Raw genomic sequence first — 9,989 nt, 5'->3', positions numbered from 1 at the left:
TGAAGGCGGTGGCCCACTCGGCGGTGGCCTGGCTCTGCGCGCCCACCGCCACGGCGGCGTACTGGTTGGCCACCGCGGTGGTGCCGACGGCGACGGTGCGGTTGGCGCTGGCTTCGGCCAGGGCGCCGACCGCGGTGGAACTGTAGGCCGTGGCCAGCGCGCCGCCGCCCAGCGCGGTGGACAGCGGGCCGGTGGCCTGCGTGGCCTGCATTTGGGTGCCTTCGGCGCCGAAGCCCGGACTCATCTCCTCGCCCACGTCGACGATGCCGCCGACGGCGACGCTGGAGCGGTCGCTGGCGATCGCGCCGGCGCCGGCCGCCACGTTGTACTTGCCGCTGGCCTGGGCGCCGGCGCCCAGCGCGGTGGCGGCCACGCCGGTGGCCGAAGTCTGCTGCAGGATCACCACGCCGTTGGGCTGGTAGGAGAAATCCAGGTCGAGCATGCCGCCGACGGCGGTGGTGGAGACCTCGGTGGCCAGGCTGTTGTGGCCCACCGCCACCGCGTGGTTGGCGTAGCCGACCGCACCGCCGCCGAGCGCGATGGTGCCGGTGCCGACCGCCGAGGCGGCCTCGCCGGCGGCCAGCGCTTCGTCGCCGTCGGCGTCGGCGCCGGCGTTGCTGTCGGCGCTGCCGGTGGCCTTGAAGTAGACGCTGGGGTCGTAGGTGGTCGCGGCCGGCGTGGCGCTGGCGTCGCTGGCCGTGGCGTCGGTGCCGGTGGACTGGGCTGTGCCGGTCGTCGTGGTGGTCGGCGTCTGCGCCATCGCCGTCGAAGTCAGGCACAGCGCGCAGGCCAGGGCCAGGGTGCTGTACGCGCGGGGAATCGGATGACGGGCGGCGGTGCCGCGCAGGGAAGAGCATGCGTTCATGGCGATCTCGGGCTGAAAAAACGGCAGGGCAGAAGGTGACGTCGGCGGCGCGTGTGCGCCTCCGCATCGGTCTGGAGTGGTCTGGAAGCAGCGCCGTCGTCCCCGGGCGTGTTCCGTCATGCGAACTTAGGCCCGCCGTCACCGGCTTGTCACCTGCAAGTTCTCGCATGATCATCATCGGATTCTCACTGAACGGGAATGGAGCACGGCGGCATGGCGAAGGCGTTCTGGAACTGGCTGGGCCGCGCGCCGCTGGTGGACGAGGTGGATCGGCGCAATGCGCGGGTGATCCAGTTGCTGCTGCTGTTCCTGGCGGTGACCATTCCCGCCACGATCGTGGTGGCGGTGGTGCTGGCCTGGCCGGAGCTGCGCGGGCAGCCGCTGCCGCCGGGCATGCTGATTTCGTTGACCATGAGTCTGCTGATCGGGGTGTGCGCGGCGATCGGCTTCGTGCGCGTGCGCCATGGCGCCCTGCGCGGCGGCGTGCGGCTGCTGCTCGGGGCGATGCTCGGCTCGTTGCTGGTCAACGCCGCCATCCACGGCTTCCAGCGGCAGTTGCCGGATCAACTGGCGCAGATGCTGGTGCTGATCCTGGCCGGGTTGGTGCTGGGGCGCCGCGCGCTGTGGGTCACCTTCGTCGCCTTGCTGCTGATGCTCGGCGTCGGCGTGGGCCGCGATGCGCTGGCCGAACTGGCCGGCGCGCCGGCGCAGGCGCTGTTCAACGTGCTGCCGGTGCTGTTCAGTTACCTGCTGGTGACGCTGCTGCTGGACCGCACCACCGAGGCGCTGCGCGAGAGCCTGCGCGAATCCAACGCGCGCGGCCAGCGCCTGCAGCAGGAGATGCAGGAACGCGAACGCGCACAGACCCAGCTGATCCACGCGCAGAAACGCGAGATCACCGAGCGCATGGCCAGCGGCCTGGCCCACGACTTCAACAACATCCTGGCGGTGATGTCCGGCTTCGCCGCCGCGCGCCACGACGACGACCTGACCAGCGACGCGCAGCGCATCGCACAGCTGGAGGACAGCCTCGCAGCGGTGGAGGCATCGGCCGAGCGCGGCATGACCATCGTGCGCCGGCTGCTGCGCTTCAGCCGCCGCGACGCCGAGCATGTCGAATGCTTCGACGCCGCGGCCGCGGTGGAGGCCCTGCAGCCGATGCTGCGGCAGTTGCTGGAAGCGCGGATCGTGCTGCGCTGCGCGCTGCCGGCGGCGCCGGCGCCGATCCGTTTCGAGCGCAGCCAGTTCGACCTGATGCTGCTGAACCTGGCCTCCAACAGCCGCGACGCGATCGCCGACCGCGGCCATTTCGACATCGCCGTGTCCAGCGAGGACGAGGGCACCGTCATCGAGGTCGCCGACGACGGCCACGGCATGCCGGCGGAGGTGGCCGCGCAGGTGTTCGAGCCGTTCTACAGCACCAAGCCCGCCGACAGCGGCACCGGCCTGGGCCTGGCGGTGGTGCGCGATCTGGTGGTGCGCGCCGGCGGCCGGATCCAGGTGCATAGCACGGTGGGCGTGGGCACGCGCTTCCGCATCGTGCTGCCGCACGCCGATGCGGTGGCGATGTAGCGCCTGTCCGGAAGGTCTGTGCGCTGCGGCGCCGCGCGCGCGCGGTGCGCGTCAGCCGGCGGGATCGAAGATGTAGCCCTTGCCGTGTACCGCGGCCAGCGGCAGCGGCTCGCCGCAGCGGCGTTGCACCTTGCTGCGCAGGCGGTGCACCATCGAATCCAGGCGGTGCGCGTCGAAGTCGTACACGCGGTCGGTGAGGGCGGCGATCAAGGCCTCGCGCGCCACCAGCAGGCCCGGTTGCTCGAGCAGGCGCAGGCACAGCCGGCGTTCGCTGCCGGTCAGCGCGGCGGCGGCGCCGGTCGGCGATAGCAGGCACCAGCCGTCCTCGCTCACCTGCCAGCGCCCGCGCGCCGGCGCCGCAGGCGGGCGCCCGCTCACGCGCCGGGCCAGGCTGTGCAGGGTCGCGGCCAGCAGGTCGATTTCCACCGGCTTGGACAGATAGGCGTCGGCGCCGCCGGTCAGGCCGCGGATGCGGTCCTCGGTCTGGCCCAGGCTGGTCAGCATGACGATGCCAAGATCCGGGTATTGCAGGCGCAGCGCGCCGGCCAGGGTGAAGCCGTCGGTGTCGGGCAGGCCGACATCCAGCACCACGATCTCGGCGCCCTCGCGCTGCACCCGCTGCTGCAGTTCCGCGCCGGTGCCGCAGCCGTCGGCGGCGAAGCCGAAACGGCGCAGGCCCGGCACCAGGATGCGATCGCGCAGTATCGGATCGTCCTCCAGGACCAGAGTGCGCAGGGCGGCGGCAGCGGGATCGGAAGTCATGCGCAGCCGCAGTGTAGCCGCAGCCGGCCGCTTGCGCGCGCCTGAACGGCGCCGCGCGGCGATTACGCGACGCAAACACCGGCGCTGGCAGACTCGCCGCTCCTCCGCACCGGCGCCCACGATGGCCTCGCGAATCGAAGACTACGCCATGCTCGGCAACTGCCGCAGCGCGGCTCTGGTGGACCGTCGCGGCTCGATCGACTGGCTGTGTCTGCCGCGCTTCGATTCCGATGCCTTGTTCGCCGCCCTGCTCGGCGAACCCGACCACGGCCGCTGGGCGATCGCGCCGCAGGGCGACTTCACCAGCACACGTGCCTACCGCGACGGCAGCCTGGTGCTGGAGACGCGGTTCGAGACCGACACCGGCGCGGTGGCGCTGCTCGACTTCATGGTCGCCAGCCACGACGAGGTGATGCACAACCACGTGGTGCGGATCGTGCGCGGCCTGCACGGCCGTGTGCCGCTGCGCATGCAGCTGCAGCTGCGCTTCAACTACGGCCGCACCATTCCCTGGGTGTCGCAGATCGAGGGCGGCCTGCAGGCGGTGGCCGGGCCGGACCAGATCGCGCTGCGCAGTCCGCAGGCCATGCACGGCCACGGCTTCGCCACCGAAGCCGAGTTCGTGCTGGAGGCCGGCGAAAGCACCTGGTTCGTGCTCAGCCACGGCGCCTCGCACCTGCAGCTGCCGCCGTTGCTGGCGCCGGAGCAGGCGCTGGCGCAGACCGAGGCGTTCTGGCACGGCTGGTCGCACCGCTGCCTGCATGCCGGCCCGTGGACCGAGGCGGTGCGGCGCTCGCTGGTGGTGCTGAAGGGCCTGAGTTACCTGCCCACCGGCGCCATCGTCGCCGCACCGACCACCTCGCTGCCCGAACGTCTGGGCGGCGAGCGCAACTGGGACTACCGCTTCTGCTGGCTGCGCGATGCGGTGTTCACCCTGACCGCATTGCGCGCGGCCGGCTATTTCGACGAGGCTGCCGCGTTCCATGGCTGGCTGCAGTGCACCGTGGCCGGCTCGCCCGACCAGTTGCAGGCGCTGTACGGCATCGGCGGCGAGCGGCGCATGTCCGAATGGACGGTGGACTGGCTGCCCGGCTACGAAGGCGCTTCGCCGGTGCGCGTGGGCAATGCCGCGGTCGGCCAGTTCCAGCTCGATGTCTATGGCGAGGTGATCGCCGCGTTCCACCGCGGCCACCACGAGGGCATGGCCTCGGCGGTGCATGGCCGCTCGCTGGCGCGGCAGTTGCTGGAGGTGCTGGAGCAGCGCTGGCGCGAGCCGGACGAGGGCATCTGGGAGATCCGCGACAAGCGCCAGCACTTCGTGCATTCCAAGGTGATGGCGTGGCTGGCGTTCGACTGCGGCGCGCGCGACGGCGTCACCGATGCCGATGCCGCGCAACGCGCGCACTGGCGCGCGCTGGCCGACGAGATCCATGCGCAGGTGCTGGCGCAGGGCGTGCACCGCGACGGCTACTTCGTGCAAAGCTACGGCAGCGAGCGGCTGGACGCGGCGACCCTGCTGATCCCGCTGGTCGGCTTCCTGCCGCCGGACGACCCGCGCGTGGCTGCCACCGCCGACGCCATCGCCGCCCGCCTGAGCATCGACGGCCTGGTCGAGCGCTACCGCGCCGACGACGCCAGCGGCGACGGCCTGCCGGCCGGCGAGGGCACCTTCATCGCCTGCAGTTTCTGGCTGGTGGAGAACTACACGCTGCTCGGCCGCGGCGAGCAGGCGCGCGCGCTGTTCGAGCGCCTGCTCGCGCTGTGCAACGACGTCGGCCTGCTGGCCGAGGAGTACGACCCGCGCAGCGGCCGCATGCTCGGCAATTTCCCGCAGGGCTATTCGCACGTGGCGCTGGTCCACGCGGCGCTGCGCCTGCATGGCTTGATCGGCGAACAGGACACCCATCCATGAGCGATGCCTCCCAGACCACTCCTCCCTGCCTGATCGTGGTGTTCGGCGCCCGCGGCGACCTGACCCGGCGCCTGGTGCTGCCGGCGCTGTACAACCTGCGCCACAGCGGTGCGCTGCCCGAGGAATTCGCGGTGATCGGCGTGGACCACGGCGCGGTCAGCGAAGTAGCGTGGCGGCGCATGCTCGGCGATGCGATGCGCGGGCTGATGGCCGACCGCGACGCAGAGTTCAAGGCCGATGGCCTGGACGAGGAGGTGTGGGGCTGGCTGCGTTCGCGCCTGCACTACCTGCGCGGCGACTTCAACGATGCCGGCACCTATCGCAGCCTGGGCGCGCTGCTGGAGAAGATCGGCGCGCAGTACCGCACCGGCGGCAACGTGCTGTTCTACCTGGCCACCGCGGCACGCTTCTTCGCCCCGGTGATCGAACAGCTGGGGTCGGCCGGGCTGGTCAAGCAGGGCGCCAGCAGCGGCTGGCGCCGGGTGATCGTGGAGAAGCCGTTCGGCCACGACCTGCAGAGCGCGCGCGAGCTCAACGCCATCGTCGGCCGCGTGCTTGACGAGGACCAAGTGTTCCGCATCGACCATTTCCTCGGCAAGGAAACGGTGCAGAACATCCTCGCCTTCCGCTTCGCCAACGGCCTGTTCGAGCCGGTGTGGAACCGCGACCGCATCGACCACGTGCAGATCACCGCGGCCGAGACCATCGGCGTGGAGGGCCGCGGCGGCTTCTACGATCCCACCGGCTGCCTGCGCGACATGGTGCCCAACCACCTGTTCCAGTTGCTGGCGATGATCGCGATGGAACCGCCGGCGGCCTTCACCCCGGCGGCGATGCTGCGCCGGCGTGCCGAGGTGATCGAGGCGGTGCGGCCGCTGAGTCCGGCCGACGTGGTCCGCGGCCAGTACGCGGCCGGCGCGATCGGCCGCAACGCGGTGCCGGGCTACCGCGAGGAGGACACGGTGCCGCCGGACTCCAACACCGAGACCTACGTGGCGATGAAGCTGCAGGTGGACACCTGGCGCTGGGCCGGCGTGCCGTTCTACCTGCGCACCGGCAAGCGTCTGCGCGAGCGCACCACCGAGATCGCGATCCGCTTCAAGCCGGCGCCGCTGGCACCGTTGCGCAGCGCCGAGATCGGCGGCTACGGCCCGGACTGGCTGGTGCTGCACATCCAGCCGGACGAGGGCATCTCGCTGCAGTTCGACGTCAAGCGCCCAGGCGCGCGGGTCAGCCTGGCGCCGGTGCGCATGGACTTCCGCTACCGCGACTGGTTCCCCAAGGAATACACGGTGGGCTACGAACGCCTGCTGCAGGACTGCATGCACGGCGAGGCCGGCCTGTTCCAGGACGCGACCATGGTCGAGGCGGCTTGGACCATCGTGCAGCCGATCCTCGACGCCTGGCAGACCTCGGCCGACGAGACCCCGCAGTACCCGGCCGGCAGTGCCGGCCCGGCCGCGGCCGATGCGCTGCTGGCGCTCAACGGCGGCCACACCTGGCGCACCCTGACCGCGGGGCGCCGCCCGCCGCCGCGGCGCCCGCCGGAAGCCACCGCCACCACCGAGACCCGACCGGTGACGCCGGCGCCGAAGCGTGGCGGGGCCAAGGCGGGCGATGCCTCGGCTTCCGCGAAGCCAGGCAAGTCGACCAAGCGCAAGCCTGCCCCGTCGCCGGTGAAGACACCGGCGGCCAGGAAGGTCGCCAAGAAGGTCGCGAAGGAAGTCGCGAAGAAAGCCGCCAAGCGCGCGGCCAACAGCACCGCGAAGCGTCCCGCGCGCAAGCGCTGAAGCGGTGCCCCGGGCGCTGGCGTGAGCGCCGGTGCTCGGGGAGATGTCTCCATGCCAGCAGGAGCGGCACCGCCACGGCGGCTGGATCCTGCAGTCGGGGCTGAAGCCCCTCCCACAATGACGGTCGAATGCGTCCGCGACGGCGAGGCCTTTGCTGGCGGCAACAAAGACGACGGGGCCAGGCGTGACATGCGGTTCGACAACGCCAATGCGCGGCAAGCGCGCTATGTCTGGACACCGCCAATGCTTCCAGTGTGGGAGGGGCTTCAGCCCCGACGCGACCATGCCGGATGCCACCCGCCTCATGTCGCATTGACCGACCGCCAGGCTGCGCACCGATTTCGTGGTGTGCCCGCCATGAGCGGCAGCGATGCGACCGCCCACCGCATCGCACGCCAGCAACACTGCAGACCATGCGGCCGCGGCCACACGCCCGCCGCCCGCCTCAACCGCGCGGCTGCCCCATGCTCGTCGCATCCGCCGGCCCCGCCGTCGGATCGTTGACGTCGGCCTCGAACAGCTTGGTCAGGTCGGCGCGCGCCGCACGCGCGGTCTGCACCACCGCCGCATCGTCGTCGTAGACCAGGTGCTGGGCGCGCAGCAGTTGCGTGTCGTGCTCGCGGAAACGGGCGATGCGATCGCGCGCGGTCGCCGCGTCCAGGCCCAGGCCGAGCAGCACCTGCTCGCTCAGCTCCAGGCTGGAGGCGAACACCTCGCGGAACGGTTCGGCGCCCAGGTCCATCAGTCGCCAGGCGTGCTGGCGGTTGCGCGCGCGCGCCAGCACCTTGGCGGTGGGGTAGAGCCGGCGGATCAGCCGCGTGGTCTTGATGTTGGTCTCCGGATCGTCCATCGCCACCACGAAGATGCGGATGCCGTCGCTGCCGGCCGCGCGCAGCAGGTCCGGGCGGCTGGGGTCGCCGTAGTAGAGCTGGTTGCCGAAGCGGCGCAGGTCCTCCACCGTGTCCGGGTTGTGTTCCAGCGCCACGAACGGGATGCGCTGCGCGGTCAGCAGGCGCGCCACGATCTGGCCGAAGCGGCCCATGCCGGCGATCAGCACCTGCGCGCGCTGCGTGTCCACGGTGTCGTACTGCGCGGCCGGCGGTGGCTGTTTGCCCTTGCCGGCCTCGCTGCCGCCGAGCAGGCGCTGCATGCCGATCAGCAGCAGCGGCGTCAGCGCCATCGACACGCCGACCACCGCGACCAGGCGGTCGTGGGTGGCGTCGTCGAGCAGGCGCACGCGCTGCGCCTCGGTGAACACCACGAAGGCGAACTCGCCGCCCAGCCACAGCAGGCTGCCCAGCAGCAGCGCACTGCGCCAGGGCAGGCGCAGCACGCGGCCGATGCCGGCCAGCAGCGCGAACTTGACCAGCAACAGCGTGGCCACGGCGCCGGCGATCAGCCACGGCTCGGCGACGATGCGGTCCAGGTCGATGCCCATGCCCACGGCGATGAAGAACACGCCCAGCAGCAGGCCCTGGAACGGCTCGATCTGCGCCTCCAGTTCGTGGCGGAACTCCGAATCGGCCAGCAGCACGCCGGCCAGGAACGCGCCCAGGCTGGGGCTGAGCCCGGCCTTCTGCAGGAACCAGGCGTTGCCCAGCACCACCAGCAGCGCGCTGGCGGTGAACACCTCGGGCATGCGCGTGCGCGCCACCGTGCGGAACAGGTGGCGCAGCACGAAGCGCCCGCACAGCACCACCAGCGCCAGCGCGCCCAGCGCCTGGCCCACTTCCGTCCAGGTCAGGGTGTCGTTCTTGGCGCCGCCGAGCAGCGGCACCGCGGCCAGCAGCGGGATCGCGATCAGGTCCTGGAACAGCAGGATGGCGAAGCCGAGCCGGCCGTAGTCGCTGTTGAGCGCCTTGCGCTCGGCCAGCAGCTGCAGGCCCACCGCGGTGGACGACAGCGCCAGCGCCAGGCCGATCACCAGCGCGCTCTTCCAGTTCAGGCCCATGCACAGCGCCAGCGCGCCCAGCGGCAGCGCGGTCAGCGCGACCTGGGCGCTGCCGGCGCCGAACACCGCATGCCGCATCACCTTCAAGCGCGCCGGCGACAGTTCCAGGCCGATCAGGAACAGCAGCATCACCACGCCGATCTCGGCGGCGTTGAGGATGCGCTCGGTGTCCTGCACGAAGCCCAGCCCGTCCGGCCCCAGCACTACACCCGCGGCCAGGTAGGCCAGCACCGCGCCCAGGCCCAGGCGCTTGAACACCGGCACCGCGATCACCGCGGCCAGCAGCAGCACCAGCGCCAGTTCCAGGCCGCCGCTATGCACGAGTCGTCTCCATCGCCGCATTATGCGGCCGCCAATGCGACCGGGTGCTGACCCGGGCTGTGCCTGCGGGCTCCGATGGACATGGCGGATCCGCGAAGGATCGGCGGTGGGCGGCTGTCTGGCGGGGTCTTTCTGCGGGGGAGGCGGCGCCGCCTGCTCTGCGCACCGGGTGTGCGCCGCCGCCTGGTCTCTGTGGCCTGGTCGGGTCGGGGCTGAAGCCCCTCCCACACCGGGAAGTCCAGCGATGGTCCGCGTCGTTCCGGACTCCGCTCAAGCGCGCGTTCGTGCGTAACGGGCCGCCGACCCAAGCCCCTGTGGGAGGGGCTTCAGCCCCGACGCGCGGATGTCGGAATCTCGCCAGCGCAGCTGTCGCCGGATGCGCGGCATCGCCGTCAACGCCGCAGCGCGCGATCCGGATCATCCCCGCGCCGCGGCCAGCCGTGTACCGTTAGCGCATTCGCTCGCCTCCGCCGCCGCCATGAGCACCTATCACCTGCAGTCCGTGTTCCGCCCCGCCTCGGTCGCCATCGTCGGCGGCAGCCCGCGCGAGCGTTCGGCCGGGCGGGCGGTGGTGCGCAGCCTGCGCGCGGCCGGGTTTCCCGGGCAGATCGGCTGGGTCAGCCCGCGCTACCGCGAGATCGACGGCGTGCCCACGGTGCGCCGGCTCACCGACCTGCCCTGGGTGCCGGACCTGGTGGTGATCACCGCGCCGGCGCGGATGGTGCCGCGCATCGTGTCGATCGCCGCGCGGCGCGGCGTGGCCGCGGCGATCATCCTCACCGCCGGGCTCGGCAGCGGACCGGGCTCGGCCGCGGC

Annotated in this window: 6 protein-coding genes and 1 pseudogene; 4 read left to right on the top strand and 3 right to left on the bottom strand. The window is 71.8% G+C overall.

Going from position 1 to position 9,989, the window contains the following annotated elements; all coding sequences use genetic code 11:
- Window positions 1-865: pseudogene (locus D588_RS0110350) on the bottom strand (adhesin); the annotation flags it as partial.
- A gap of 213 nt (window positions 866-1,078) precedes the next feature.
- On the opposite strand from D588_RS0110350, the gene D588_RS0110345 reads away from it, so the two are divergent.
- Entirely contained in the window at window positions 1,079-2,437 is a 1,359-nt protein-coding gene (locus D588_RS0110345; RefSeq protein WP_043084295.1) for a HAMP domain-containing sensor histidine kinase, read from the top strand.
- Between the two features lie 51 nt (window positions 2,438-2,488).
- Here D588_RS0110345 and D588_RS0110340 read toward each other — a convergent pair whose 3' ends face one another.
- The gene (locus D588_RS0110340; RefSeq protein ID WP_017915915.1) at window positions 2,489-3,199 is read right to left on the bottom strand and encodes a response regulator transcription factor; all 711 of its coding nucleotides are present in this window, start codon (window positions 3,197-3,199) and stop codon (window positions 2,489-2,491) included.
- Between the two features lie 121 nt (window positions 3,200-3,320).
- Here D588_RS0110340 and D588_RS0110335 point away from each other — a divergent pair, with 121 nt between their 5' ends.
- Both D588_RS0110335 and zwf read left to right on the top strand, forming a co-directional pair.
- Window positions 3,321-5,111 (top strand): glycoside hydrolase family 15 protein, encoded by a 1,791-nt coding sequence (locus D588_RS0110335; RefSeq protein WP_017915914.1) that lies wholly within the window; start codon window positions 3,321-3,323, stop codon window positions 5,109-5,111.
- Window positions 5,108-6,901 (top strand): glucose-6-phosphate dehydrogenase, encoded by a 1,794-nt coding sequence (gene zwf, locus D588_RS0110330; RefSeq protein ID WP_017915913.1) that lies wholly within the window; start codon window positions 5,108-5,110, stop codon window positions 6,899-6,901. Before D588_RS0110335 ends, zwf begins: the two co-directional genes overlap by 4 nt.
- Window positions 6,902-7,346: 445 nt before the next feature.
- Here the strand turns inward: zwf and D588_RS0110325 are convergent, their stop codons facing one another.
- The gene (locus D588_RS0110325; protein ID WP_017915912.1) at window positions 7,347-9,173 is read right to left on the bottom strand and encodes a monovalent cation:proton antiporter-2 (CPA2) family protein; all 1,827 of its coding nucleotides are present in this window, start codon (window positions 9,171-9,173) and stop codon (window positions 7,347-7,349) included.
- Between the two features lie 478 nt (window positions 9,174-9,651).
- Between D588_RS0110325 and D588_RS24440 the strand changes: the two genes are divergently transcribed.
- Window positions 9,652-9,989, top strand: a 338-nt coding sequence (locus D588_RS24440; protein WP_198526751.1) for a CoA-binding protein, incomplete at its 3' end; no start/stop codon positions are given.

Origin of the sequence: Xanthomonas sp. SHU 308, assembly GCF_000364645.1 — a bacterium.
Taxonomy (GTDB): domain Bacteria; phylum Pseudomonadota; class Gammaproteobacteria; order Xanthomonadales; family Xanthomonadaceae; genus Xanthomonas_A; species Xanthomonas_A sontii.
Note: the sequence above shows the minus strand (reverse complement) of the source record. Positions and strands in the feature narration are given on the sequence as shown.